The organism is Solimonas variicoloris DSM 15731 (genome assembly GCF_000382285.1).
GTDB classification, from domain to species: domain Bacteria; phylum Pseudomonadota; class Gammaproteobacteria; order Nevskiales; family Nevskiaceae; genus Solimonas; species Solimonas variicoloris.
Genome location: NZ_KB907926.1, coordinates 72,709 through 96,927 on the forward strand (window position 1 = coordinate 72,709; position 24,219 = coordinate 96,927).

22 protein-coding genes and 1 pseudogene are annotated in these 24,219 nt (G+C 70.2%); 4 read left to right on the forward strand and 19 right to left on the reverse strand.

The window, feature by feature from the left end; translation table 11 throughout:
- Positions 1-2 precede the first annotated feature (2 nt).
- Positions 3-1,133, forward strand: coding sequence for an ABC transporter permease (locus H149_RS0102900; protein WP_020648233.1), 1,131 nt, complete (start codon positions 3-5; stop codon positions 1,131-1,133).
- Here H149_RS0102900 and H149_RS0102905 read toward each other — a convergent pair.
- The 7 genes and pseudogenes from H149_RS0102905 to alaC form a co-directional block, all read right to left on the reverse strand.
- Complete coding sequence (locus H149_RS0102905; RefSeq protein ID WP_020648234.1) at positions 1,117-3,147, reverse strand: bifunctional 2',3'-cyclic-nucleotide 2'-phosphodiesterase/3'-nucleotidase; 2,031 nt, start codon at positions 3,145-3,147, stop codon at positions 1,117-1,119. The two genes, H149_RS0102900 and H149_RS0102905, sit on opposite strands and share 17 nt — an antisense overlap.
- A gap of 70 nt (positions 3,148-3,217) precedes the next feature.
- Positions 3,218-3,640, reverse strand: a complete 423-nt coding sequence (locus H149_RS0102910) for a hypothetical protein (protein WP_154654618.1) — start codon at positions 3,638-3,640, stop codon at positions 3,218-3,220.
- Positions 3,641-3,728: 88 nt separating this feature from the next.
- Positions 3,729-5,417: a single-stranded-DNA-specific exonuclease RecJ gene (gene recJ, locus H149_RS0102915; RefSeq protein ID WP_020648236.1), complete on the reverse strand. Its 1,689-nt coding sequence runs from the start codon at positions 5,415-5,417 to the stop codon at positions 3,729-3,731.
- Between the two features lie 126 nt (positions 5,418-5,543).
- Positions 5,544-6,576, reverse strand: a pseudogene (thrC, locus tag H149_RS0102920) (threonine synthase); the annotation flags it as partial.
- Positions 6,577-6,613: 37 nt separating this feature from the next.
- Positions 6,614-7,234 carry a GNAT family N-acetyltransferase gene (locus H149_RS0102925; protein WP_020648238.1) on the reverse strand — a complete coding sequence of 207 codons (621 nt, stop codon included), beginning with the start codon at positions 7,232-7,234 and terminating at the stop codon, positions 6,614-6,616.
- Between the two features lie 2 nt (positions 7,235-7,236).
- Positions 7,237-8,550, reverse strand: a complete 1,314-nt coding sequence (locus H149_RS0102930) for a homoserine dehydrogenase (RefSeq protein WP_020648239.1) — start codon at positions 8,548-8,550, stop codon at positions 7,237-7,239.
- Positions 8,547-9,779 (reverse strand): alanine transaminase, encoded by a 1,233-nt coding sequence (gene alaC, locus H149_RS0102935; RefSeq protein ID WP_020648240.1) that lies wholly within the window; start codon positions 9,777-9,779, stop codon positions 8,547-8,549. Before alaC ends, H149_RS0102930 begins: the two co-directional genes overlap by 4 nt.
- A 283-nt stretch (positions 9,780-10,062) precedes the next feature.
- Here alaC and H149_RS0102940 point away from each other — a divergent pair, with 283 nt between their 5' ends.
- On the forward strand, positions 10,063-11,151 hold the full coding sequence (locus tag H149_RS0102940) for a fatty acid desaturase (RefSeq protein ID WP_020648241.1): 1,089 nt from the start codon (positions 10,063-10,065) through the stop codon (positions 11,149-11,151).
- Here the strand turns inward: H149_RS0102940 and H149_RS0102945 are convergent.
- The 4 genes from H149_RS0102945 to surE form a co-directional block, all read right to left on the reverse strand.
- Complete coding sequence (locus H149_RS0102945) at positions 11,138-11,983, reverse strand: peptidoglycan DD-metalloendopeptidase family protein (RefSeq protein WP_020648242.1); 846 nt, start codon at positions 11,981-11,983, stop codon at positions 11,138-11,140. The genes H149_RS0102940 and H149_RS0102945 overlap by 14 nt on opposite strands.
- Before the next feature lie 26 nt (positions 11,984-12,009).
- A complete protein-coding gene (locus H149_RS0102950) occupies positions 12,010-12,618 on the reverse strand; it encodes a DedA family protein (protein ID WP_020648243.1) in 609 nt (202 codons plus the stop codon).
- A 142-nt stretch (positions 12,619-12,760) separates the two neighbouring features.
- Positions 12,761-13,432 carry a protein-L-isoaspartate(D-aspartate) O-methyltransferase gene (locus H149_RS0102955; protein WP_020648244.1) on the reverse strand — a complete coding sequence of 224 codons (672 nt, stop codon included), beginning with the start codon at positions 13,430-13,432 and terminating at the stop codon, positions 12,761-12,763.
- Entirely contained in the window at positions 13,429-14,175 is a 747-nt protein-coding gene (surE, locus tag H149_RS0102960) for a 5'/3'-nucleotidase SurE (RefSeq protein ID WP_020648245.1), read from the reverse strand. Before surE ends, H149_RS0102955 begins: the two co-directional genes overlap by 4 nt.
- 74 nt (positions 14,176-14,249) lie before the next feature.
- On the opposite strand from surE, the gene H149_RS0102965 reads away from it, so the two are divergent.
- Positions 14,250-14,798 carry a Smr/MutS family protein gene (locus H149_RS0102965; protein WP_020648246.1) on the forward strand — a complete coding sequence of 183 codons (549 nt, stop codon included), beginning with the start codon at positions 14,250-14,252 and terminating at the stop codon, positions 14,796-14,798.
- Between the two features lie 11 nt (positions 14,799-14,809).
- Here the strand turns inward: H149_RS0102965 and H149_RS0102970 are convergent, their stop codons facing one another.
- From H149_RS0102970 to eno, 5 genes are all read right to left on the reverse strand, one after another.
- The gene (locus tag H149_RS0102970) at positions 14,810-15,445 is read right to left on the reverse strand and encodes a TetR/AcrR family transcriptional regulator (RefSeq protein WP_020648247.1); all 636 of its coding nucleotides are present in this window, start codon (positions 15,443-15,445) and stop codon (positions 14,810-14,812) included.
- 62 nt (positions 15,446-15,507) lie between these two features.
- The gene (gene ispF, locus H149_RS0102975) at positions 15,508-15,987 is read right to left on the reverse strand and encodes a 2-C-methyl-D-erythritol 2,4-cyclodiphosphate synthase (RefSeq protein WP_020648248.1); all 480 of its coding nucleotides are present in this window, start codon (positions 15,985-15,987) and stop codon (positions 15,508-15,510) included.
- A gap of 10 nt (positions 15,988-15,997) precedes the next feature.
- Entirely contained in the window at positions 15,998-16,735 is a 738-nt protein-coding gene (ispD, locus tag H149_RS0102980; protein ID WP_020648249.1) for a 2-C-methyl-D-erythritol 4-phosphate cytidylyltransferase, read from the reverse strand.
- An 80-nt stretch (positions 16,736-16,815) separates the two neighbouring features.
- The gene (gene ftsB, locus H149_RS0102985; RefSeq protein WP_020648250.1) at positions 16,816-17,094 is read right to left on the reverse strand and encodes a cell division protein FtsB; all 279 of its coding nucleotides are present in this window, start codon (positions 17,092-17,094) and stop codon (positions 16,816-16,818) included.
- Between the two features lie 19 nt (positions 17,095-17,113).
- Positions 17,114-18,409, reverse strand: coding sequence for a phosphopyruvate hydratase (gene eno, locus H149_RS0102990; RefSeq protein WP_020648251.1), 1,296 nt, complete (start codon positions 18,407-18,409; stop codon positions 17,114-17,116).
- A gap of 641 nt (positions 18,410-19,050) precedes the next feature.
- Between eno and kdsA the strand changes: the two genes are divergently transcribed.
- Positions 19,051-19,899, forward strand: coding sequence for a 3-deoxy-8-phosphooctulonate synthase (gene kdsA / locus H149_RS0102995; RefSeq protein ID WP_020648252.1), 849 nt, complete (start codon positions 19,051-19,053; stop codon positions 19,897-19,899).
- A gap of 80 nt (positions 19,900-19,979) precedes the next feature.
- On the opposite strand, the gene pyrG is transcribed toward kdsA, so the two are convergent.
- The 3 genes from pyrG to H149_RS0103010 all read right to left on the reverse strand — a co-directional run bounded on the left by pyrG (position 19,980) and on the right by H149_RS0103010 (position 24,154).
- Entirely contained in the window at positions 19,980-21,680 is a 1,701-nt protein-coding gene (gene pyrG, locus H149_RS0103000; RefSeq protein WP_051101779.1) for a CTP synthase, read from the reverse strand.
- Between the two features lie 53 nt (positions 21,681-21,733).
- Entirely contained in the window at positions 21,734-23,038 is a 1,305-nt protein-coding gene (tilS, locus tag H149_RS19485; RefSeq protein WP_083930808.1) for a tRNA lysidine(34) synthetase TilS, read from the reverse strand.
- 153 nt (positions 23,039-23,191) lie between these two features.
- Complete coding sequence (locus H149_RS0103010) at positions 23,192-24,154, reverse strand: acetyl-CoA carboxylase carboxyltransferase subunit alpha (RefSeq protein ID WP_020648255.1); 963 nt, start codon at positions 24,152-24,154, stop codon at positions 23,192-23,194.
- Positions 24,155-24,219: the final 65 nt, after the last annotated feature.

The window sequence follows — 24,219 nt, forward strand, 5'->3', positions numbered from 1 at the left end:
CGATGCGCATGCGCCATCTCGCCAACGTCTACCGCCTCGGCGTCAAGGAGCTGTGGAGCCTGTGGCGCGATCCGATGATGCTGTTCCTGATCATCTACACCTTCAGCTTCGCGATCTACACCGCGGCCACGGCGATGCCGGACACGCTGCACGGCGCCCCGATCGCGATCGTCGACGAGGACGGCTCGCCGCTGTCCTCGCGCATCGTCTCAGCGTTCTACCCGCCGCAGTTCACCGCGCCGCAGATGATCTCGATCGGCGAGATGGACCGCGGCATGGACGCCGGCCGCTTCACGTTCGCGCTCGACATTCCGCCCGACTTCCAGCGCGACGTGCTCGCCGGGCGCAGCGCCAGCGTGCAGCTCAACGTCGACGCCACGCGCATGGGCCAGGCCTTCACCGGCAGCGGCTACGTGCAGCAGATCGTGCTCGGCGAGATCGACGAGTTCGTGCAGCGCTACCGCGCCAGCAGCGTGCCGCCGGTCGACCTGGCGCTGCGCGCGCGCTTCAATCCGGCGCTGGAGAAATCCTGGTTCGGCGGCCTGATGGAGATCATCAACAACGTCACCATGCTGTCGATCATCCTGACCGGCGCCGCGCTGATCCGCGAACGCGAGCACGGCACCATCGAGCATCTGCTGGTGATGCCGGTGACGCCGACCGAGATCATGCTCGCCAAGGTCTGGGCGATGGGCGTGGTCGTGCTGCTGGCGGCGACGATCTCGCTGAACGTCGTCGTGCGCGGCCTGCTGCAGGTGCCGATCGAGGGCTCGATCGCGCTGTTCCTGGCCGGCGCCGGCCTGCACCTGTTCGCGACCACTTCGCTCGGCATCTTCATGGCGACGCTCGCGCGCAGCATGCCGCAGTTCGGCCTGCTGCTGATCCTGACCATGATCCCGCTCGAAATGCTGTCCGGCGGCCAGACGCCGCGCGAGAGCATGCCGCGCTTCGCGCAGGACCTCATGCTGCTGGCGCCGACCACGCACTTCGTCGAACTCGGCCAGGCGATCCTCTACCGCGGCGCCGGCATTGCCGTGGTCTGGAAGCCGTTCCTCGCGCTGGCGCTGATCGGCGCGGTGCTGTTCACGCTGTCGCTGCGCCGCTTCCGCGGCAGCATCAGCCGGATGGCATAGGCGCGGCGTCCAGCTCAATCGCGTAGCGCGCGCGGCCGTCGCCGAGATCCTGCTGCGGATGCACGCCGCGCAATCCGGCCTCGGCCGCCAACGCCGCCTTGCCGCCGGCCGAGACGAACGTCAGCGGCGCGCGCGTGTGCAGCGGCGCGAAGCGCCAGGCGCGCGGCAGCAGCTGCGCACGCTGCAGCTGCGGATGCCGGCGCAGCCAGTCGGCGATCAGCTCGCGCACCGTGTCCGGCGCGGCCAGCACGGTCTGGCTGCCATCGAGCGCCGGGAACGCGGCGCTGCCGGCGGCGCGATAGCTGTTGGTGGCGACGATCAGCATCTGCCGCTCGCCGACCGGTTTGCCGTCGATCGTCAACGCCGTGACGCGCGCGCCGACCGGCCGGCTCGGGTCGATGACGTAGCGCAGACCGTCGCCGGCGAACTGGTCGAAGTTGAAGCCGGGAAAGCGCTCGTTGAACAAGGCCTGCGGCGCGCTGTCAGCCGGATCGATGCGGTTGAAACGCTGCGCGCTCAGCTCCATCCAGCGCTTCAGCGTCGCGCCGTCGATACGCACCGCCATCATCTGATTGCTGAACGGATAGAGATCGGCGGCGCTGCGCAGGCTGAGCGCGCCGGGCGCGATGTCGGTGTAGTCGGCGGCGCCGGCGTAGCCGGTCTTGAACGCCGAGGCGGCCGACAGCAGCGGCTCGTCGCGCCACTCCGGATGCTCGCGGGCGATCCAGTCGCGCACGTAATCGCGCTGCACGGTATTGATGACGGCCAGCGTCGAGCTGTCGCCGACCTCGGCGAAGTACGAGCTGAGCCGCCAGCCGACGCTGCCGATCGGCGCCCGCAGAGAGGCGACCGCGCCCTCGTGCGCGACGCGCACCAGCGGCGCGATGCGCGCGTCGGGCGCGACGCAGTCCTGCGCGGTGCGGCAGATCGGTCGCAGCTCGCTGTACGCGGCCGCGCGGTCGAGCTGCCAGACGCCGCGCTCGCGGCGCAGGTCCAGATGCACGAGGCCGAGGGATTGGCCCCAGAAGCCGGCCATCACCGCCGGCACGCCGCGGATGCGACCGCGCCGCGCGTCGACGTCCGGCAGCGCAGCAAACGCGCCGGGGAACGGCTGGTGCATGTGGCCCATCAGGATCGCGTCGATGCCCGGCACGCCGGCCAGATGCCAGGCGGCGTTCTCCAGATCGCCGCTGTACGGCGCCGCGTCCGGGCCACCGTGGATCAGCGCGACGACCAGATCCGGATGCTGCGCCTGCAGCGCCGGCAGCCAGCGCTGCGCGGCTTCGACGACACCGCTGACGCGCACGCGGCCCTGCAGATGGGCGCGATCCCAGTTGACGATCTGCGGCGGCGTGAAGCCGAGTAGGCCGATGCGCAGCGTCACCGGCTGCGTGCCGCCGTCCGGCCGCCGCGCGCTGAAGGTCCGCGTCAGCAGCACCCACGGCCGGTACAGCGGCGTGCCGTCGCGCTCGGCATCGACGTTCGACAGCACCAGCGGGTAATGCGGGCCGGCGCAGCGGCGCGCGGCGCTGCCGGCGGCCGGCATCGGCGTGCCGGTGACCTGCGCCAGGTATGGCAGGCCGAAATTGAACTCGTGGTTGCCGATCGTGCCGCCGTCGTAGCCGAGCGCGTCCATCGCCCGGTACATCGCCAGTTCTTCGTCGCAGGGCAGCGGCGCGACGCGCGCCTGGTACTCGGCGAGCACCGTGCCCTGGATCGTGTCGCCGGCGTCGAACAGCATCGTGTTCGGATACTCGGCGCGCGCCTGCGTCACCAGCGTCGCCACGCGCTCGAAGCCGAGCGTCGGATCGGGCGCGTCGCGGCTGTAGTCGTAGCCGAGGATGTGGCTGTGCAGATCGGTGGTTTCGAGCAGCACCAGCGGCACGGTACTGCCGTCGGCCGGCTCCGGCGCCGCGGCCGGCGGCGCGACGCGGCAGGCCGCGAGCAGGGCGGCACCCAGCAGCGCGGCCCCCAGCAGCGCGTTGATCGGCAGGACGGAGGGTCGGCGTGACATGACGGGACTCGGCTCGGACAGGTCGGCTATTCGCAAGCAGCGGCCGTGCCGGATCCGGTCCGGCGCGCGATCACGGATTGTTGTTGGCCGGCTCGAAGACCTTGAGCATGGTCTTCTGCGTGTCCTCGGCGATCGCGTTCGGATCCTGGCGCCGCTCGAAGTAGCGCTGCGTGCGGTCGAGCAGATCGAGCTTGGTGCGCGCCGCATCGTCGGCGCCGGGCAGCTTGTGCTTGACGTCGTCGAGCTGACGGTCGGAGTCGTAGAGATAGCCGTCCGGCCGCACGACCACGGTCGGCATCTGCGCCTCGTCTTCGTTTTCGCGTTCCACCGTCTCGCGCGCCGCGCTGCGCGCCTGCTCGACGAGCGCGTCGCGGTTCAGCGACAGCGAGCCCTGCGCGAGCACCGCGCTGGCGCCCAGCAGCGGCGACAGCCACGCCAGCTGCGCGAGGCGCCGCCAGCGCCGGTGCCGCGATTGCGCCCTGTCCTGCCGCATGTCGTCTTCGCTCGTGACCGCCGAGGGTTCCGTCGTCCGATACGCCTGTTCGATCGCGCGTCGGCGCGCGAGTTCCGCCGCGCGTCGCTCAATCGCAGACATCGACGATGTACAGCTCGAGGCTCTCGCTGTCCTGCCAGCGGTTGATCGCGAGCCGGTACGTTACACGCATGCTGCCGGCGGCGCGCAGCTGCTCGATGCCGCCGAAGTGCATCGCCGACAGCGTCGCGCCGCCGGCGCTCGCGAGACGGTACTTGACGTGCTGCTCCTTGAGCACGCGATGGCCGAGCACGCGGAACGTGCCTTCGAACAGCGGCTCGGCGAAACCCTGGCCCCAGGGGCCGGCGCGTTCGAGCGCGTGCGCGGTATCGAGATCGAGCTCGGCCGCCGCCAGCTCGCCGTCGGTGTGCACGACGCGATCCAGCGCGTCGTCGTCGAGCAGTTCGGCGCAGACCGCGTCGAAGGCCTGCGCGAAGCGCGCGTAATCGGCCTCGGCGAGGCTCAGGCCGGCGGCCATCGCATGACCGCCGTAGCGCAGCACCAGGCCCGGATGGCGCGCGTCGAGCCGCACCAGCGCGTCGCGCAGGTGCAGGCCGGCGATCGAGCGCCCCGAGCCCTTCAGCAGACCGCCGTCCTGGGCGCGCGCGAAGGCGATGACCGGCCGGTGCAGGCGCTCCTTGAGCTTGGAGGCGACCAGACCGACGACGCCTTCGTGCCAGTCGTCCTGGAACACGCAGACGCCGGTCGCGTCGCTGCCCTCGACCAGCAGCAGCGCTTCCTCGCGCATCTGCGCTTCGATCTCGCGGCGCTCGCGGTTGAAGCGGTCGAGCTGCTGCGCGAGCGGCAGCGCCGTCTCGTACGACGGCGCCAGCAGACATTCGATGCCGGTGCGGATGTCGTCGAGACGGCCGGCGGCGTTGATGCGCGGACCGAGCACGAAGCCGAGATCGGTCGAACCGATGCGCTGCGCGTCGCGGCCGGCGACCTGCAGCAGCGCGCGCACGCCCGGCCGCGCGCGGCCGGCGCGGATGCGCGCCAGGCCCTGCTGCACGAGGATGCGGTTGTTGTGGTCGAGGCGCACCACGTCGGCGACGGTGCCGATCGCGACCAGATCGAGCAGTTCGGCGAGGTTCGGCTCGGCGCGAGACGCGAAGGCGCCGTCGCGGCGCAGCTGCGCGCGCAGCGCCAGCAGCAGGTAGAACATCACGCCGACGCCGGCGAGATGCTTGGAGGCGAACGCGCAGTCCGGCTGGTTCGGATCGACGATCGCGTCGGCGGCCGGCAGCTCCGGCCCGGCGAGATGATGATCGGTGACGACGACGCGCAGGCCAAGCGCCCGGGCGCGGGCGACGCCGGCAACGCTGGCGATGCCGCTGTCGACGGTGATCAGCAGGCGCGCACCGGTCGCGGCGGCGGCCTCGGCCAGCGCCGGCGACAGGCCGTAGCCCATGCGGAAACGGTCCGGCACCACGTAGTCGACCGCCGGCGCGCCGAGCGCGCGCAGACCGGCGACGGCGACGGCGACGCCGGTCGCACCGTCGGCATCGTAGTCGCCGGCGATGACGATGCCCTCGCCGGCGGCGATCGTCTGCGCCACCAGCGCGACGGCGGCGTCAATGCCGCGCAGCCCGGCCGGCGGCAACAGGCGCGCCAGCTCCAGTTCGAGTTCGGCGGCGGCGACGCCGCGCGCCGCGTAGAGGCGCCGCAGCACCGGGTGCAGCGACGCCGGCAGCGCATCGACGGCGCCCGGCGGGCGGCGCTCGATACGCGGCGTCATGCCTGCGGCAGCCCGGCGCGTGCGGTCTGGCGCGCGCTCAGGGCTGCAGGCGCGCGAGCAGCGCCTTTTCGACGGCGCCGCGCTCGGCCGGCACCTGGATCAGACCCTTGAGGCCGTCCTTCATGACGATGTCCGGGTCCTTGAGGCCGTTGCCGGTCAGCGTGCAGACCACGGTCGAGCCCTGCGGAATCTTGCCGGTCTTGATGTCGGCGAGCGCCCCGCACAGCGAGGCCGCCGAGGCCGGCTCGCAGAACACGCCTTCGCTGGCCGCGAGCAGCTTCTGCGTGGCGAGGATCGCCTCGTCGCTGCACTCGTCGAACCAGCCGTTCGATTCCTTCTGCAGCGCCCAGGCCAGATCCCAGGACTGCGGATCGCCGATGCGGATCGCGGTGGCGACCGTCTCCGGATCCTTGACCGGACCGCCGCGCATGAACGGCGCGCTGCCGGCCGCCTGGTAGCCGACCATGCGCGGCCGCGCGTGGGTCAGCGCCCGGTCGAGGAAGCGGCCTTCGGCGTGATACGGGCTGATCGCGGTGGCGACGCCGGCGGCTTCCGAGTAGCCGATCCAGTGCGCGCTGATGTTGCCGGCGTTGCCGACCGGCAGGCAGTGAAAGTCCGGCGCGCGGCCGAGCGCCTCGACGATCTCGAACGCCGCGGTCTTCTGGCCCTGCAGGCGATACGGGTTGATCGAATTGACGATCGCCACCGGCGTGGTCTCGCCGATTTCCTTGACGAGGCGCATGCCGTCGTCGAAATTGCCCTGGATCTGGATCACCACGGCGCCGTGCACGACCGCCTGCGCGAGCTTGCCAAGCGCGATCTTGCCTTCCGGGATCAGCACGAAGGCAGTGACGCCGGCGCGCACCGCGTAGGCGGCGGCGGCGGCCGAGGTGTTGCCGGTCGAGGCGCAGATGATGGCCTTCGCGCCTTCGTGCACGGCCTGCGTGACGGCCACCGTCATACCGCGGTCCTTGAACGAACCCGTGGGATTGAGGCCCTCGAACTTCACGTACAGCTCGCCCTCGAAGCCGATCTTGCCCGGCAGGTTCTCGAGCTTGATCAGCGGCGTGCGGCCCTCGCCGAGCGAGATGGCGCGCGCTTCGGGAGCCAGCGGCAGGCGGCTGCGGTAGTGTTCGATCAAACCGGTATAACGGGTCACGTCGGATCTCGGTGGAACGGCGGAAATCGGATGAGGGCTAGGCGGCGTCGCGTTGCGGCCGCGCCAGCAGCTGTTCGAGGTGGGCGCGTACCGCCGGCCATTCGACGTCGACGACGCTGAACCAGACGCTGTCGCGGACGCGGCCCGACTCGGTGAGCATGTGGCGGCGGAACACGCCTTCCTCGGTCGCACCGATGCGCTTCAGGGCGCGGCGCGATTTCTCGTTGAGGCTGTCGGTCTTGAACTCGACGCGCATCAGGCCGAGCGTCTCGAAGGCGTGGCGCAGCAGCAGGTACTTGGCTTCGGTGTTGATCGCGCTGCGCTGCGCCGACGGCGTCAGCCAGGTCCAGCCGATCTCGGCGCGGCGGTGCGTGGCGTCGATCTGCGCGAGGCGCGTGCTGCCGACCACGGCGCCGCTCGCGGCATCGATCTGCACGAAGGCCTGCGCGGTGCCGGCCTGCTGCCAGGCCAGCGCCTGCGCGACGAAGCGGCGCATCGCCGCCGGCGTGCCGAAATCCTGCGGGAACCAGGTCCAGATCGACGGCGCGGCGCCGGCCGCGGCCAGCGCCTCGACGTGCGCGTCGAGCAGCGGCTCGAGGCGCACGTGATGGCCGGCCAGCGTGCGCGGCGACAGATCGGGCGGCGCGGCGGCGGCCATCGTCAGTCGAACTTCTCGACGCGCAGGCAGGCCGCACCTTCGCGCACGAACGGCAGGCGCAGCATCTCGACCAGCGCGTGATCGAAGCGCTCCTGGCGGACCACCGAGGTGATCAGCGCGACGTGCGCGTCCTCGTTGCCCTGCGGCTCGCGCTGCAGGATCGCCTCGACGCTGATCTCGTGCGCGGCGAGGATCGCCGTCAGCTTCGACAGCACGCCGGCTTCGTCGGCGACCTTCAGGCGCAGGTAGAACGCGCTGGCGATCGCCGACATCGGCAGCACCGGCAGCGGCTGCACGGCGTCCGGCTGGAAGGCCAGCGCCGGCACCGCGTGGCTCGGGTCGGCGCCGAGGCCGCGCGCCAGATCGACGAGGTCGGCGATCACCGCCGACGCCGTCGCGTCGCCGCCGGCGCCGCGCCCGTAGAGTCCGACCTCGCCGACCGCGTTGCCGCGCACCAGCACCGAATTCAGCACGCCGTCGACCTTGGCCAGCAGCGAGGTCTCCGGCACCAGCGTCGGGTGCACGCGCAGCTCGACGCCGGCATCGCCGCGCTTGGCGATGCCGAGCAACTTGATGCGATAGCCGAACACCTGCGCGATCTGGATGTCCTGCGGCGTGACGCGCGTGATGCCCTCGGTCGTCACCGACCCGGCGTCGAGCGGCATGCCGAAGGCGATGCTGGCGAGGATCGTCAGCTTGTGCGCGGCGTCGAGGCCCTCGATGTCGAAAGTCGGATCGGCCTCGGCGTAGCCGAGCCGCTGCGCGTCGCGCAGCGCGTCGGCGAAGCTCTGGCCCTTCTCCTGCATCTGCGTCAGGATGTAGTTGCAGGTGCCGTTGATGATGCCGGCGAGGCGCTCGATGCGGTTGCCGGCCAGACCTTCGCGGATCGCCTTGATGACCGGGATGCCGCCGGCGACCGCCGCCTCGAAGGCGATGCTGACGCCGCCGCGGCGCGCCGCGGCGAACACGCGGTTGCCGTCCTCGGCGAGCAGCGCCTTGTTGGCGGTGACGACCGGCTTGCCGCGCCCGACCGCGGCCTCGATCAGCTCGCGCGCCGGGCTGATGCCGCCGATCAGCTCGACGACGATGTCGACGTCGGCCTCGCGCGCGACCGTCATCGGATCGGTGACAACGCTGACGCCGGACAGATCGCAGTCGCGCGGCTTGGCCGGATCGCGCGCCGCGGCGTGCGTGACGAGCAGCGGCCGGCCGACGCGCCGCGCGATCTCGGCGGCGTTGTCCTTCAGCAGGCGCAGCACGCCCTGGCCGACCGTGCCCAGGCCGATGACGCCGACGCGGATCGGCGCCGCGCTCATGCCTTGGCCTCTTTGAGCATCTTCTTGATGCCGCGGATCGCCTGGCGGGTGCGCTGCTCGTTCTCGATCAGCGCGAAGCGCACGTGCGTGTCGCCGTATTCGCCGAAACCGATGCCCGGCGAGACCGCGACCTTGGCCTCTTCCATCAGCCGCTTGGAGAACTCCAGCGAACCGAGGTGCTTGAACGGCTCCGGAATCTCGGCCCAGACGAACATCGTCGCCTTGGGCTTGTCGACCTTCCAGCCGGCGGCGTTGAGGCCGTCGCAGAGCACGTCGCGGCGCACTTCGTACATGTGGCGGATCTCGGCGACGCACTGCTGCGGGCCTTCGAGCGCGGCGATCGCGGCGACCTGGATCGGCGTGAACATGCCGTAGTCGAGATAGCTCTTGATGCGCGCCAGCGCCGCGACCAGCGTCGGATTGCCGGCCATGAAGCCGACACGCCAGCCGGGCATGTTGTAGCTCTTCGACAGCGTGAAGAACTCGACGGCGATGTCCTTGGCGCCCGGCACCTGCAGCACGCTCGGCGCGGTGTAACCGTCGAACACGATGTCGGCGTAGGCCAGATCGTGGACCAGCCAGATCTCGTGCTCGCGGCAGATCGCGACGACCTTCTCGAAGAACTCGAGCTCGACGCAATGCGTCGTCGGATTGGCCGGGAAGTTCAGGATCAGCATCTTCGGCGCCGGCCACGATTCCTTGATCGCGCGCTGCAGCTCCTCGAAGAAGTCGACGTCCGGCGTCATGCGCACGTGGCGCACGTCGGCGCCGGCCAGCACCACGCCGTACGGGTGGATCGGGTAGGCCGGGTTCGGCACCAGCACCACGTCGCCGGGGCCGAGCGTCGCGAACGCCAGATGCGCGAGGCCTTCCTTGGAGCCGATCGTGGCGATCACCTCGCTGTCCGGGTCGAGGTCGACGTCGTAGCGCGTCTTGTACCAGCGCGCCATCGCGCGGCGCAGGCGCGGGATGCCCTTGGACACCGAGTAACGGTGCGTGTGCGTGCCGTCCTCGTCGTGCAGCTCGGGCTTGACGTAATCGGAGTCGGTGCCGCGCACCGAGGCCTCGACCAGCTTGTCGAGGATGTGCTTGGGCGTCGGCTGGTCGGGGTTGCCCATCGAGAAATCGATGACGTCGTCGCCGCGAGCTCGGGCAGCCTTCTTCAAATCGCCGACGATGTTGAAGACGTAAGGCGGCAAGCGCTGAATGCGCGGGAAGACGGTTTTCACGGGATTCCTGGATGGATGAAGGGGAACAGCGGGGGTGACGCGCTCCGGACGGAGCCCAAAAACGGGGGCGGTATTAAAACAAGTTGGGGGTTTCCCCGCAAGCGAAAAACCGTCGTCAAACCCTTGTCGGCATTGGATTTGCGCGGCCTGACGGCGGCCTTTTGCCGCCGCCCGCCCAGCACAGCCGGCGCGCCTTCGCCATGATCTGCGTCAGGGGAGGCCCGGTGGGGCCTCCCTAGCATCGGGCCGCCCGTCTTTGGGTGTGCACCGACTCCCCCTTCCGATGTCACGTCGTCCCCGCCTCACCCCGTCCGAGATTCCGCAGCGCCAGGTCATCCGCGGCTGGCTGCAGGAATTCCGCTCGCGCAGCACGCTGCGCGCCCTGCTCCTGAGCGGCTTCGACCTGCTGCTGTTCGCCGCGCTGCTGGTGGCGATCGTGCGCGTCGAGTCGCCGATCGCCCAGCTGCTGCTCGCCGTCGCCGAAGGCTTCGTCATCGGCCGCCTGTTCATCATCGGCCACGATGCCTGCCACCAGGCGCTGACCGACAGCCACCGCCTGAACCGCTGGCTCGGCCGACTCGTGTTCCTGCCGTCGCTGACCCCTTACAGCCTCTGGGAGGTCGGCCACAACGTCGTCCACCACGGCTACACCAACCTCAAGGGCTTCGACTTCGTCTGGGCGCCGCTGACGCCGGCGGAGTACCGCGCGCTGCCGCGCTGGCGCCGCCGGCTCGAACGCCTGTACCGCAGCGGCTGGGCGCCGGGCCTTTACTACCTGATCGAGATCTGGTGGCTGCGCATGATGTTCCCGAGCCAGCGCTACATGAAGGCGCGGCGCCCGGCCTTCCTCTGGGACAACCTGCTGGTCAGCGCCGCGGCGCTGCTGTGGATCGGCGGCCTCGTGCTCGCCGCGCAGGCCACCGGCCAGGCGGCCTGGTGGCTGGTGCTGGTCGGCTTCGTCGTACCGTTCCTCGCCTGGAATATGCTGGTCGGCTTCGTCGTCTACGTGCACCACACGCATCCGCGCATCCGCTGGTACGCCGACAAGGAGAACTGGGCGAAGTCGGTGCCGTTCGTGTCGACCACGGTGCACCTGCGCCTGCCGTTCGGCCTCGGCGCCGCGCTGCACCAGATCCTCGAGCACACCGCGCACCACGTCGACATGGGCATCCCGCTGTACGGCCTGCCGGAGGCGCAACGCCGCCTCGAAGCGGCACTGCCCGAGCACATCGTCGTGCAGGATTTCTCGTGGCGCTGGTACTTCGACACCGCGCGCCGCTGCGCGCTGTTCGACCTGGAGCAGAACCGCTGGACCGACTTCGCCGGCCGCCCCAGCGAAGCGGCGGTCCCGGCGCCGGCTACGGCGCCCTGACCTTGGCCGGCAGTTTCTGCGCGGGGCTGATCGGCTGGCCCTTCTCGCGGATCTCGAAGTGCAGCAGCGGCTTGTTCTCCGGGCCGAGGCCCATTTCGGCGATCGGCTGGCCGGCGGTGACGATGTCGCCTTCCTTGACGTAGCGCGTGCGGTTGTAGCCGTAGGCGGACAGGTAGACGTCGTCGTGCTTGATGATGACGAGCTCGCCGTAGCCCTTCAGCGCGTTGCCGCTGTAGACGACGCGGCCGGGCGCGGCGGCGAGTACCGGCTGGCCGACGAAGCCGCTGAAGTCGACGCCCTTGCTGCCCTGCTGGCCGAAGCCGCGCACGACCGCCGCGCCGTCGACCGGCCAGCCCCAGCTGTAGGCCCCGACCTGATCGACCGGCTTCGGCGGCGGCGGGGGCGGCGGCGCGACGACCGGCGGCGGCGTATCGGCGGTGACCGCCTGGGCGCCGGCGGTGCTGGCGTCCTCGATCGGCCGCGACTGCATCTGGTCGGTCTGGAAGCGCTGCTGCGGCCGCACCGCGGCGACCGCCGGGCCGCGCGGCGGCCGCAGGCGCAGGATCTGGCCGGGGCGGATCAGGTAGTCGGCGCCGATATCGTTCCAGCGCGCCAGATCGCGATAGTCGAGACTGTTGCGAAAGGCGATGCCGAACACGGTGTCACCGCGCTGCACGACGTATTCCTGCGGACCGGGCATGCGCTCCGGCACCACTGGCCCGACGTCGCGCTTCTTCTTGCCGTCCTCCCACGAGGACCAGCCGGCGCAGCCCTGCAGCAGCAGCACGGCGAGCAGCGGGCCGGCACAGCGGATCTTGGCGAAATGGCTCATGCAGGCGGTCCGTGGTCGGCCGGACGCTAGCGCCCGGCGGTGGTCTTGCGGCCCTTCAGCAGGAATCTCAGCACAAAAACGGCGCACAGCAAAAGGGCGGCGATGCCGATCTCGTTCGAATAATGCCGCATCGCCTGCGCCGCCGACTCGCCGAACCAGTAGCCGACGCCGACCAGCACCGTGCACCACAGCGTCGCGCCGATCGCGGTGGCGAGCATGAACGGCGCCAGCGGCATGCCGAACACGCCCGGGGGCAGCGAGATCAGATGGCGGATCACCGGAATGAAGCGGCCGACGAAAGTGGCCCACACGGCATTGCGCAGGAACAGGCGCTCGGCCTCGTGGTACTTGCGTTCGTCGATCAGGAACCAGCGGCCGTAGCGCAACAGGAACGCGCGCCCGGCGTAGCGGCCGAGCGCGTAGTTGACGCTGGCGCCGAGCAGCGAACCGGCGCCGCCGGACAGCGCCGCGAGCGCCGGATCGAGCTCGCCGCGCCGGGCCAGATAACCGGCCGGAATCATCACCAGCTCCGACGGCACCGGGAACAGGCTCGACTCCAGCGCCATCAGGAAGAAAATCTCGACGTACCCCAGGTGGGCGACGTACTGCTCGATCCAAGCGGTGAAGACATGCATGCGTAACGGTTCCTCCGTGAACCTAGTCCCGTGCCCCGGCGACCTCGAGACCTGAAACAGCGTCCTTGCGCGCGTGCCGGCACGGCTGCCGCGCCGGCGATGCCGCCCGCCGCATTGGGCGCCGCCGCATTGCCGACACGGCCTAGACCTTGCCCGACAGCAGCGGCACGAAACTGACCCAGCCCAGATCCTGCTCGCGGAACGTCGGGCCGCGGCGTTCGACGAGCTTGAGCGTCTGCCGCCCCTGCGGGCCGACCGGGATCACCAGGCGACCGCCGGGCGCAAGCTGCTCGAGCAGTGCCGGCGGCACGCGCTCGGCGCCGGCGGTGACGAGGATGCCGTCGTACGGCGCGTACGGCAGCCAGCCGTTCATGCCGTCGGCATAGCCGAAGTGCACATTGCGGCAGCCGAGCGCCGCGAGCCGCGTGCGCGCCTGCTCCGACAGCGCCTTGATGCGCTCGACCGTGAACAGCGTGCCGACCAGTTCGGCGAGCACCGCAGTCTGGTAGCCGCTGCCGGTGCCGACCTCGAGCACGCGCTCGAGCGGCCGCCGTCCCTGCGTCAGCGCCTGCGTCATGTAGGCGACCACGACCGGCTGCGAGATCGTCTGCGCATGGCCGATCGGCAGCGCGTTGTTTTCGTAGGCGCGGTTCTTCAGCGCGTCGTCGACGAACTGCTCGCGCGGCACCTTGGCGACGGCGGCCAGCACCGCCGGCTCCTGCACGCCGGCGGCGCGGATTTCGTCGAGCAGGCGCGTGCGCGCGCTGGCGATCGCGCCGACCACCGGCCGCGGCGTCTGCGCGCGCGGCGTCACAGCGTGCTCGCCCAGCGGCCGACGCGTTCGAGCATGCTGTGCCGCGTCAGATCGACGAGCAGCGGCGTGATCGACACGCGGCCGCTGGCGACCGCGTTGAAGTCGGTACCCGGCCCGCAGTCCGCCTCGGCGCCGGCCGCGCCGATCCAGTAGATCGTGCGGCCGCGCGGATCGCGCGACTTCAGCACTTCCTCGGCGCGGTGGCGGTTGCCGGCGCGCGTCACCTCGAAACCCTGCAGCGCCTCGAACGGCCGGTCCGGCACGTTGACGTTGAGGATGGTGTCACCGGGCAGCGGGTCGCGCTCGATCTGTTCGAGCAGGCGCAGCACGACGCGCGCGGCGGCCTCGTAATGCTCGGGCGAATGCGAGACGTTCGATACCGCGATCGCCGAATAACCGAGATGGCGGCCTTCCATCGCCGCGGCGACGGTGCCCGAGTACAGGGTGTCGTCGCCGAGGTTGGCACCGGCGTTGATGCCGGAAACGACGATGTCCGGCTTGAAATCGAGCAGGCCGTTGAGCGCCAGGTGCACGCAGTCGGTCGGCGTGCCGTCGACGCAGATCGTGCCGTCATCGTGGCGCAGCGCGCGCAGCGGATTGAGCACCGTCAGCGAATTGCTGGCGCCGCTGCGGTTGCGGTCGGGCGCGACGACCTGGACCTCGTGGCGGGTCCGCAGCTGCTCGCGCAGGCACACTAGGCCCGGCGCGTGGCAGCCGTCATCGTTCGAAAGCAGGATTTTCATGGGGCGTAGCAGATGGTCAGCGACAGTTTAGCGGATATGATCTGGCGACCACGGCCCGCCTTCGTGACCAAACCGTGACCGACGACGCCGCTGACGCCCCTGCCGACGATGCCGCGCTGTTCCGCCTGGCGATGCAAGGCGTGCGCCTGCAGCCGCCGTCGTCGCGCGTGTCCGCTCGCGCCGATGCGCCGGCGCCGGTGCCGCAGCCGCGCCAGCGCCACGCCGACGAACTCGACGTGCTGCGCTCGCTGCTGGATACCGAGCCGGACGAGATCGAGAGCGGCGACACCCTGCTCTACCGCGCGCCCGGCGTGCAGGACGCGGTGATGCGCCGCCTGCGCCGCGGCCATTACCGGATCGAGACGGAGCTCGACCTGCACGGCCTCAACCGCGATCGCGCCAAGCTCGCCGTCGCGCAGTTCCTTGCCCGCTGCCATCACCGCGACCAGCGCTGCGTGCGCATCATCCACGGCAAGGGCAACGGCTCGCCGAACAGCGGCCCGGTCATCAAGGCCCTGCTCGGCAGCTGGCTGCGCCGCCGCAAGGACGTGCTCGCCTACTGCTCGGCGCGCGCCGTCGACGGCGGCACCGGCGCGGTCTACGTCCTTCTGCGCGCGCTGTAGCGCGCACCGGCTCAGGGCAGCGGGCCGATCTGCGGCTTGCGGCCGGTGAGCTCGAGTTCGAGCTGGCCGAGCAGCTGCCGGAAACGTTGCGCGCCGGCGAGGCGGGCGATCTGCAGGCCACCCTGCAGCGCGGCGCCGACTTCGACCGCCTTGTCGTAGGCGTCGCCCTGAAAACGCAGCTTGCCCTCGCGCCGTCCCTCTTCCAGGGTCAGCACCAGCCACGCGTAGATCTCGCGCATCAGCAGGCGCGCCTCGACCCGCATCGTGTCGGACAACGTGCCGAACTCGGCACCGAGCACGCCGCCCGGACACAGGCGCCCCTCGTCGGATTCGAGATGCTCGAGGTAGGTGCGGAAGTAGGCCTGCAGGCGCGTCCAGGCGTCGGCGTCGAACTCCAGCTCGCGCACCCAGTTCTGAAAGCTCTCGCGATAGCGACGCACCAGCGCGACGCCGAGATCGTCCTTGGCCGGAAAGTGGTAATGGATCGCCGCCGTGCGCAGACCGAGCTGCGTGGCGATGTGCTGGTAGCTGAACCCGTTGAAGCCGCGCCGCTGCATCAACTGCTCGGCACAGCTCAGGATCGCCGAGCGGGTATCGGGCTGGCCGCGCGGCCTGCGGCGCGGCTTGCTGTTTGCGGCTTGCAACATGGGCTCAGTGTAGGACTGCGCTGAAAGCGTCGGCAAGCAGGCGCGGGGCCTGCGCGCAGAATCTAGGCACCTTGCAGCAGCACGACGGCATGCGCGGCGAGGCCTTGCTTGTGGCCGATCGCGTCCATGCCTTCGTTGGTCGTCGCCTTGACGTTGACGCAGCCGACGTCGACGCCGAGTCCGGCGGCGAGCTGTTCGCGCATCGCTTCGGTATGGGCCGACACGCGCGGCGCTTGCGCGATCAGGCTCACGTCGGCGTTGACGACCGCGTAACCGGCGGCGCGCACGCGACGCATCACCTCTTCCAACAGCTTGCGGCTGTCGATGCCTTTGAACTGCGGATCGCTGTCGGGAAACAGCTTGCCGATGTCGCCGCCGGCGATCGCGCCGAGCAGCGCGTCGCACAGCGCGTGGATGATGGCGTCGCCGTCGGAATGCGCGATGACGCGGTACGCGCACGGAATGAACACGCCGCCCAGATGCACGCCCTCGCCCGCTTCGAGGCGATGCGTGTCGTAACCGTGACCGATGCGCAGCTTCATCGTCGATGCCTCAGGAACGCCCGGCCTGCTGCTGCAGCCAGAATTCGGCGAGCTGCAGGTCTTCCGGATAGGTGACTTTGATGTTCGATTCGCGGCCGCGCACCAGGCGCGGCTTGTAGCCGGCCCGCTCCATCGCCCCGGCCTCGTCGGTCACTTCGAGGCCACGCTCGGCACAGGTCTGCAGGGCCTGGCGCAGCGTCTGCAGCCGGAACATCTGCGGCGTCTGCGCGCGCCAGCAGAACGCGCGGTCGACGGTCTCGTCGATGCGGCTCTGCTTGTTGGCGCGCTTGAGCGTGTCGGTGACCGGCAGCGCCAGGATGCCGCCGTGCTCGTCATCGGCTTCCTCGCAGAGCCGGTCGATGTCGCCGGCCTGCACGCACGGCCGCGCGGCGTCGTGGACGAGCACGTAGACCTCGCGAAAGTGCGCGGTGCGTTCGGCGACCGCCGCCAGCCCCGCCAGCACCGACTCGGCACGCGCGGCACCGCCGCTGGTGGTGACGATGCGCGGATGGCGCGCGATCGGCAGCTGCGCGAACTCACTGTCGCTGCGCGGCAGCACCACGACGATGCCGTCGATCCATTCGGCCTGCAGGAACGGCGCCAGCGACCACTCGATCAGGGTGCGCCCGCGCAGCGGCAGATACTGCTTCGGCCGGCCGCCGCCCATGCGCGTGCCGCCGCCGGCCGCCGGCACCACCGCCCAGTAGCGCGGGATCGTCGGCGGCCCCTGCCGGCTCGCTCCGCTCATCGCGCGCTCCGCGGCGGCGCCGCGGACCGGCCGGCGCGAGCGCCGGCAACGGCACGTCGGGAAGGATCGAACGTCATGCGTTACGGCTGGACGACGAGGTAGAAGGTCTCGCCTTCCTTGACCATGCCCATCGTCGTGCGCGCGCGCCCCTCGATCGCGACGACGCCGGAGTTCAGATCCTGAACCTCGGCGTCGAGCGTGGCGTTGCGCGCGCGCAGACGCTCGTTCTCGGCCTGCTGCGCCGCCACTTCGCCCTTCAGGCGATGCGTGTGCGCGACGCCGCCGTTCGCCACCCACAGCCGCCACTGCAGTGCGAGCAGCAGCACGGCGAGGACGGCGAGGACGGCGCGCTGGGCCATGCCCGCGGTTCCCGGGCCCTTACAGAACGATCGGGAACGCGCCGGCGCCCGGGTAGCGGGCACGCTTGCCGAGCTTGCGCTCGATGCGCAGCAGCTGGTTGTACTTGGCCATGCGATCCGAGCGGCACAGCGAGCCGGTCTTGATCTGCGTCGCGGTCGTGCCGACGGCGATGTCGGCGATCGTCGCGTCCTCGGTTTCGCCCGAGCGGTGCGAGACGACGCTGGTGTAGCCGGCGTCGGTCGCCATCTGGATCGCTTCCAGCGTCTCGGTCAGCGTGCCGATCTGGTTCGGCTTGATCAGGATCGAGTTGGCGACGCCGCGGATGATGCCTTCGGCGAGAATCTTGGTGTTGGTGACGAACAGATCGTCGCCGACCAGCTGCACCTTGTTGCCGAGCTTCTCGGTCAGGTACTTCCAGCCCTTCCAGTCGCCCTCCGCGCAGCCGTCCTCGATCGAGATGACCGGGTACTTGGCGCAGATGCCGGCGAGGAAGTCGGCGAACTGTTCGCTGGTGAAGCTCTTGCCTTCACCGTGCAGGTTGTACTTGCCCTTCTCGTAGAACTCGCTCGACGCCACATCCAGACCCAGGTAGACGTCCTTGCCCGGCTTGTAGCCGGCCTTCTCGATCGCCTCGATCAGGCAGTCGAGCGCCGCGGTGTTCGACGGCAGGTTCGGCGCGAAGCCGCCCTCGTCGCCGACCGCGGTGTTGAGCTTGCGCGCCTTGAGCACGCCCTTGAGCGTATGGAAGATCTCGGCGCCGGTGCGCAGCGCCTCCGAGAAGCTCGGCGCGCCGACCGGCAGGATCATGAATTCCTGGATGTCGACGTTGTTGTCGGCATGGGCTCCGCCGTTGATGACGTTCATCATCGGCACCGGCAGCGTCACGCTGGAGATGCCACCGAGATGCTGGAACAGCGGCAGGAAGTTTTCCTCGGCCGCGGCCTTGGCCGTGGCCAGCGACACCGCGAGGATCGCGTTGGCGCCGAGCTTCGATTTGTTCTCGGTGCCGTCGGCGGCAATCATCGCCGCGTCGACCACCGCCTGCTCCTGCGCGTCGAGGCCGGTGACGACCTTGGCCAGCGCGCCTTCGACATTGGCGACCGCCTTCGTCACGCCCTTGCCCAGATAGCGGGCCTTGCCCTTCTTCGGCGCGCCGTCGCGCAGCTCGACCGCCTCGCGCGTGCCCGTCGAAGCGCCGCTCGGCGCCGCCGCGCGGCCGACCGCACCGGATTCCAGCTCGACTTCGGCTTCGACGGTGGGGTTGCCGCGCGAATCGATGATTTCCAGGGCGGTGACTTTGACGATCTTCGACATGGGGAGAACGAACTCCGGCTGAGTGGTAAAGATCGGCAATTCTAGCCTGCGCGCCAGACGCCGTCATGAACGACCCGGGGCCACCGCCCCGCAACGGGGTGTTTTGCAGGCGCCATGCCGACGCACGCTGTTCCCTTCGCTGGTGCGCCGGCTTCGCGGCCAGGGCCTTGATCCGCCGGGGACGAAGCAAGGGATCTTTCGCGGACGAAGATCGCCAGCCTGCGGCGTGGCGCGGCTCCGCTCGGAGCGAAGCGAGCGGCAGCCGCGCCTGGACGACCGTCGACACCGCAGGCGCGGCGCGCCGACCGGCGACAGGATCGTGTTCCGCGGAAATGAGGCCACGACGGCTGCGGCGGCAGCTTCAGCTGGCACGGCGCGGACACGCAGACGCGTGCCTGCGCCCACAACGCCGCCGGCACGACCACAGGCGACTGCGGCGCGGACGGCGCGGACGGCGCGGACGGCGCGGACGGCGCGGACGGCGCGGACGGCGCCAGCCTGCCCGATCTCGACCTGCTGGCGCGGCGCGCCGCGCGATCCGAGCGCGCCCGTCAACGAACAAGGCCGCTCGCCGGCCTTGTTCGTTGACGCCTCACGACGCGTCGCAGACACTGCCGCAAATTTTTCCATCAGACGAGACCATGTCCGCGACCCTTCACATCCAGAACATCGCCGTCGGAAACGACGCGCCGTTCGTCCTCTTCGGCGGCATCAATGTCCTCGAATCGAAGGACATGGCCCTGCAGGCCGCCGCCGAGTACGTGCGCGTCACGCGCAAACTGGGGATTCCCTACGTCTTCAAGGCCAGCTTCGACAAGGCCAACCGCTCGTCGATCCACTCCTATCGCGGCCCCGGCCTCGAAGAAGGCCTGCGCATCTTCGAAGCGGTGAAGGCCGAGTTCGGCGTGCCGCTGATCACTGACGTGCACGAACCCTGGCAGGCGGCGCCGGTCGCCGAAGTCGTCGACGTCCTGCAGCTGCCGGCCTTTCTCGCACGGCAGACCGATCTGGTCGTGGCCATGGCCAAGACCGGCCGTGTCGTCAACATCAAGAAACCGCAGTTCCTCAGCCCGAGCCAGATCGGCAACATCGTCGAGAAGTTCCGCGAGGCCGGCAACGAGCAGATCATCCTCTGCGATCGCGGCACCTGCTTCGGTTACGACAATCTGGTGGTGGACATGCTGGGCTTCGGCGTCATGAAGAAGTCCACGAACGGCCTGCCGGTGATCTTCGACGTGACGCACGCCCTGCAGCAGCGCGATCCTGGCGCCGCCGCCTCCGGCGGACGCCGTGCGCAGGTGCTCGATCTGGCGCGCGCCGGCCTCGCCGTCGGCCTGGCCGGCCTGTTCCTCGAAGCGCACCCGAATCCCGACCAGGCCAAATGCGACGGCCCCAGCGCCCTGCCGCTCGACAAGCTGGAGCCGTTCCTCGCCCAGCTCAAGGCGCTGGACGAGCTGGTGAAGGGCTTCGCGCCGCTGGAGATCCGCTAGGGCGCGGCGCGAAGCGACGCTCGCCGCCAAAGAAAAAGGCCGGCTTGCGCCGGCCTTTTTCCTGCCCGTTGCGTGCCGCCTCAGGCGACTTTCGCGCTCGAAGCCGCGGCCGGCGCCGGGGCGCCCTGCGCCGGCTGGTGCGCCAGATGATGCTCGCGCGCCGCCTTGACGAAGCCCTCGAACAGCGGGTGCCCGTCGCGCGGCGTCGAGGTGAACTCCGGGTGGAACTGGCAGCCGACGAAGAACGGATGGTTGGGCAGTTCGACCATCTCGACCAGTTCGTTCTCGGCCGACTCGGCAACGAGTTCCATGCCGTTCTCGATCAGCACCGGCTTGTAGTTGTTGTTGAACTCATAGCGGTGGCGGTGGCGCTCGCGGATGATCTCGGCGTTGTACATCGCGCGCGACTTGCTGCCGGCGCGCAGGCGGCAGGCCTGCGAGCCGAGGCGCATCGTGCCGCCCTTATCCGAGCGCTCGTCGCGCAGCTGCGTACGGCCGGTCTCGTCCTGCCACTCGGTGATCAGGCCGATCACCGGATCCGGCGTCTTCGGATCGAATTCGGTCGAATGCGCGCGCGGCAGACCGCAGACATTGCGCGCGTACTCGATGACCGCGACCTGCATGCCGAGGCAGATGCCGAGGTACGGGATCTTGTTCTCGCGCGCATAGCGCGCCGCCATGATCTTGCCCTCGACCCCGCGCTCGCCGAAGCCGCCGGGCACGAGGATCGCATCCATGCCCTGCAGGATGCGCGCGCTCTGCGTCTCGACCGCTTCCGATTCGATGTAGCGGATCTTCACGCGCGTGCCGGTGTGCAGGCCGGCGTGGGCGAGCGCCTCGTTCAGCGACTTGTAGGCGTCGGCGAGATCGACGTACTTGCCGACCATCGCCACCTGCACTTCCATGTCGGCCTTCTGGCGCGCGTCGACGACGCGCTCCCAGGCCGACAGGTCGGCCGGCCGCGCATCGAGGCCGAAGTGATCGACGACGATCTGATCGAGATTCTGCTGGTGCAGCCAGCCGGGAATCTTGTAGATGTCGTCCATGTCGATCGCCGCGATCACCGACTGGTACGGCACGTTGGTGAACAGCGAGATCTTGCGCCGCTCGGCGTCCGGAATCGGCCGCTCGGTGCGGCAGATCAGCACGTCCGGCTGGATACCGATGCCGCGCAGTTCCTTGACCGAGTGCTGCGTCGGCTTGGTCTTCAGCTCGCCGGACGCCTTCACGTACGGCAGCAGCGTCAGGTGCAGGAACATCGAGTCCCTGCGGCCGAGCTCGACCGCCATCTGGCGAATCGCTTCGAGGAACGGCAGCGACTCGATGTCGCCGACCGTGCCGCCGATCTCGACCATGCAGATGTCGGCGCCGGCGGCGCCGCGGCGGATCGCCGCCTGGATCTCGTCGGTGATGTGCGGGATCACCTGCACCGTCTTGCCCAGATAATCGCCGCGGCGCTCCTTGTCGAGCACGTTGCGGTAGATCTGGCCAGTGGTGACGTTCGAATAGCGCGTGGTCTTGCCACGCAGGAAGCGTTCGTAGTGACCGAGGTCAAGGTCGGTTTCGGCGCCATCCTCGGTGACGAACACTTCGCCATGCTGGAACGGGCTCATGGTCCCTGCATCGACATTGATGTAGGGATCGAGCTTGATCATGCTGACCTTGAGTCCGCGCGACTCGAGGACGGCACCCAGCGAAGCGGCAGAAATGCCTTTACCGAGCGAGGACACCACGCCCCCGGTCACAAATACAAATCGCGTCTGATGCGGCGCGTCGGGCATGGGAGTGTAGAAGCGGTGGGTTTCTGCAATTTTACGCCGCGGACGGCGCCCACTCAACGCGGGTGAGTGCCCAACTCCGCGCAAACGCCCTCGACGACGGCGCCCGGCAGTGCGGTTTCCCATTGCGGATCAAGGCCTAGCGCGACTGCGCGCGCGCTGCGCCAGTAGCCGGCGACGGCGATCAGCTCGTCGCCTTCGTACAGTAGCGGCATGCGCTCGCGCACCCAGGGCGGCAGCCCCGCCGCCTGGCACAGCTGCTTGAGCGTGCGCGTGTGCGCGTCGCCGGCCGGCCTGAGCCGCTCGCCGCCGCGCGCGAAGCGCAGCTGCAGCGCGATCGCCGGCGCCCGTGCGAGCCGCAGCCAGCCAAGGCCGCCCGGCAGCGCGACGGAGCGCCGGCGCAGCGGCCAGGGCCGCTCGCCATCCGGTGCCGGCGGCAGCGGATCGAGCCAGTAGAGTCGATCGCGGTAGCGACGCAGTTCGCCGTGCTCGTGGCGCAAACGCGGCTGCGCGTCCGCGCGCGCGCGCAGCACCTCGCGGTCGAGGTGCGCGAGCCGCAGCTCCGACGGTGCCGGCCAGCCGCGCGCGACCCAGGCGTGGTACAGGGCGTTGCGGCGGCGCAGCGCCGGCAGCGCCAGCAGGCCGGCGACCGAGCAGCCGTCACCGACGCGCACGCGCGCCAGATCGAGCTCGGCGAGTTCGGCCGCCAGGGTCTCGGCCTCGGCCGCGCGCGCGGCGAGCCGGGCCAGGCTCGGCAGCGCCTGCGGCCAGTGCCGGAGCAGCCGCGGCACGATCTCGCGGCGCAGGTAGGAACGCGCGTAGCGCGGATCGGCGTTGTGCGGATCGTCGATCCACGCCAGCTGCTGCGCTTCGGCATAGCGGCGCAGTTCGTCGCGGCCGCGATCAAGCAGCGGACGCCACAGCCGCGCCGGACCGAACGGCGCGAGCGCCGGCATCGCCGCCAGGCCGGCGATGCCGGTGCCGCGCAGCGCCCGCAGCAGCACGGTCTCGGCCTGATCGTCGCGGTGATGCGCGGTGACGAGCAGATCGCCGGACCGCAGCAGCTCGCCGAACGCCGCATAGCGCGCCGCGCGCGCCGCCGCCTCGGGGCCTTCGCCGTGCGCGGCGGCGACCTGCACGCGGCACACGCGCAACGGCACGCCGAGCGCGCGGCAGGTGCGCCGCGCCGCGCGCGCCCAGTCGTCGGCGGCGTCCTGCAGGCCGTGATGGACGTGCACCGCGCGCAGGTTCGGCACGCCCTGCGCATGCAGCAGGTGCAGCAGTACCGTCGAATCGAGTCCGCCGCTGTACGCGACCCAGACGCGGGCGCGCGGCGCGAGCGCGGGCAGATCCAGCTTCACGGCGCGTGCCTGTTGCCGATCGATTTCACCGGCGCTGCGCCAGCAGCGGCCGCGCGCACCAGTGGACGCGTGGCACAGCGCAGCGCCGGACAGGCGGCGCGGCGCGCGGCACGGACGCGCGAGCGACGCGCGCAGCACGCCGGCTTCACATCGTCAGTGGAGCGTTTCGTAGGAGCCGTACGACATCAGCCGCTGGTAGCGCGCCGTCATCAGCTGCGTCATCGGCGTGTGGCGCAGACGCTCGAGGTTGGCGATCAGCTTCTGGCGGATCGTCGTCATCATCGCCGCCGGATCGCGGTGCGCGCCGCCGAGCGGCTCCGGCACGATCTCGTCGATCAGCTTGTGCTCGAACAGGTCCGGCGCGGTAATGCGCATCGCCTCGGCGGCTTCCGGCGCGCGCCCGGCGTCCTTGAACAGAATCGACGCGCAGCCTTCCGGCGAGATCACCGAGTAGATGCTGTACTGGAGCATCATGATGTGATCGGCGACGCCGATCGCCAGCGCGCCGCCCGAGCCGCCCTCGCCGATCACCGTCGCCAGCACCGGCGTGCGCAGCTTCGACAGCTCGAACAGGTTGCGGGCGATCGCCTCGGACTGGTTGCGCTCCTCGGCGCCGATGCCCGGATAGGCGCCCGGCGTGTCGATGAAGGTCAGGATCGGCAGATTGAACTTCTCGGCGAGCTTCATCAGGCGCAGCGCCTTGCGATAGCCCTCCGGCTTGGGCATGCCGAAGTTGCGGTAGACGCGCTCCTTGGCGTCGCGGCCCTTCTGCTGGCCGAGCACGACGACGGCACGGCCTTCGAGGCGGGCGACGCCGCCGACGATGCTCGGGTCGTCGGCGAAGTGGCGGTCGCCGTGCAGCTCGTCCCACTCCGTGAACAGGTTCTTGACGTAGTCGAGCGCGTACGGGCGCTGCGGATGGCGCGCCAGCTGCGCGACCTGCCAGGGCGTCAGCTTGGCGAACACGCTCTCGGTGAGCTGGCGGCTCTTGACCTCGAGACGCGCGATCTCCTCGGTCAGGTTGACGCCGCTGCCGGTCGTCGCGAAGCGCAGCTCCTCGATCTTCTGCTGCAGCTCGGCGATCGGCTGTTCGAAGTCCAGATAATTCAGGTTCATCGTCTCTCGTCCTGCGGCCCGCGCCCCGGCGCCGGCTCCTCTCGTTCGCACCACACGCGGCCCGG

Bases quoted from the DNA above. Each gene is read 5' to 3' on its own strand.
- H149_RS0102910 (WP_154654618.1), bottom strand. From the start codon at position 3,640: ATGCGGCAGGACAGGGCGCAATCGCGGCACCGGCGCTGGCGGCGCCTC.
- pyrG (WP_051101779.1), bottom strand. From the start codon at position 21,680: ATGCCCGACGCGCCGCATCAGACGCGATTTGTATTTGTGACCGGGGGC.
- kdsA (WP_020648252.1), top strand. From the start codon at position 19,051: ATGTCCGCGACCCTTCACATCCAGAACATCGCCGTCGGAAACGACGCG.
- H149_RS0102925 (WP_020648238.1), bottom strand. From the start codon at position 7,234: ATGGCCGCCGCCGCGCCGCCCGATCTGTCGCCGCGCACGCTGGCCGGC.
- H149_RS0103010 (WP_020648255.1), bottom strand. From the start codon at position 24,154: ATGAACCTGAATTATCTGGACTTCGAACAGCCGATCGCCGAGCTGCAG.
- surE (WP_020648245.1), bottom strand. From the start codon at position 14,175: ATGAAAATCCTGCTTTCGAACGATGACGGCTGCCACGCGCCGGGCCTA.
- H149_RS0102970 (WP_020648247.1), bottom strand. From the start codon at position 15,445: ATGTTGCAAGCCGCAAACAGCAAGCCGCGCCGCAGGCCGCGCGGCCAG.
- ispF (WP_020648248.1), bottom strand. From the start codon at position 15,987: ATGAAGCTGCGCATCGGTCACGGTTACGACACGCATCGCCTCGAAGCG.
- recJ (WP_020648236.1), bottom strand. From the start codon at position 5,417: ATGACGCCGCGTATCGAGCGCCGCCCGCCGGGCGCCGTCGATGCGCTG.
- H149_RS0102940 (WP_020648241.1), top strand. From the start codon at position 10,063: ATGTCACGTCGTCCCCGCCTCACCCCGTCCGAGATTCCGCAGCGCCAG.
- ispD (WP_020648249.1), bottom strand. From the start codon at position 16,735: ATGAGCGGAGCGAGCCGGCAGGGGCCGCCGACGATCCCGCGCTACTGG.
- eno (WP_020648251.1), bottom strand. From the start codon at position 18,409: ATGTCGAAGATCGTCAAAGTCACCGCCCTGGAAATCATCGATTCGCGC.
- H149_RS0102945 (WP_020648242.1), bottom strand. From the start codon at position 11,983: ATGAGCCATTTCGCCAAGATCCGCTGTGCCGGCCCGCTGCTCGCCGTG.
- H149_RS0102905 (WP_020648234.1), bottom strand. From the start codon at position 3,147: ATGTCACGCCGACCCTCCGTCCTGCCGATCAACGCGCTGCTGGGGGCC.
- H149_RS0102950 (WP_020648243.1), bottom strand. From the start codon at position 12,618: ATGCATGTCTTCACCGCTTGGATCGAGCAGTACGTCGCCCACCTGGGG.
- ftsB (WP_020648250.1), bottom strand. From the start codon at position 17,094: ATGGCCCAGCGCGCCGTCCTCGCCGTCCTCGCCGTGCTGCTGCTCGCA.
- H149_RS0102930 (WP_020648239.1), bottom strand. From the start codon at position 8,550: ATGAGCGCGGCGCCGATCCGCGTCGGCGTCATCGGCCTGGGCACGGTC.
- H149_RS0102900 (WP_020648233.1), top strand. From the start codon at position 3: ATGCGCATGCGCCATCTCGCCAACGTCTACCGCCTCGGCGTCAAGGAG.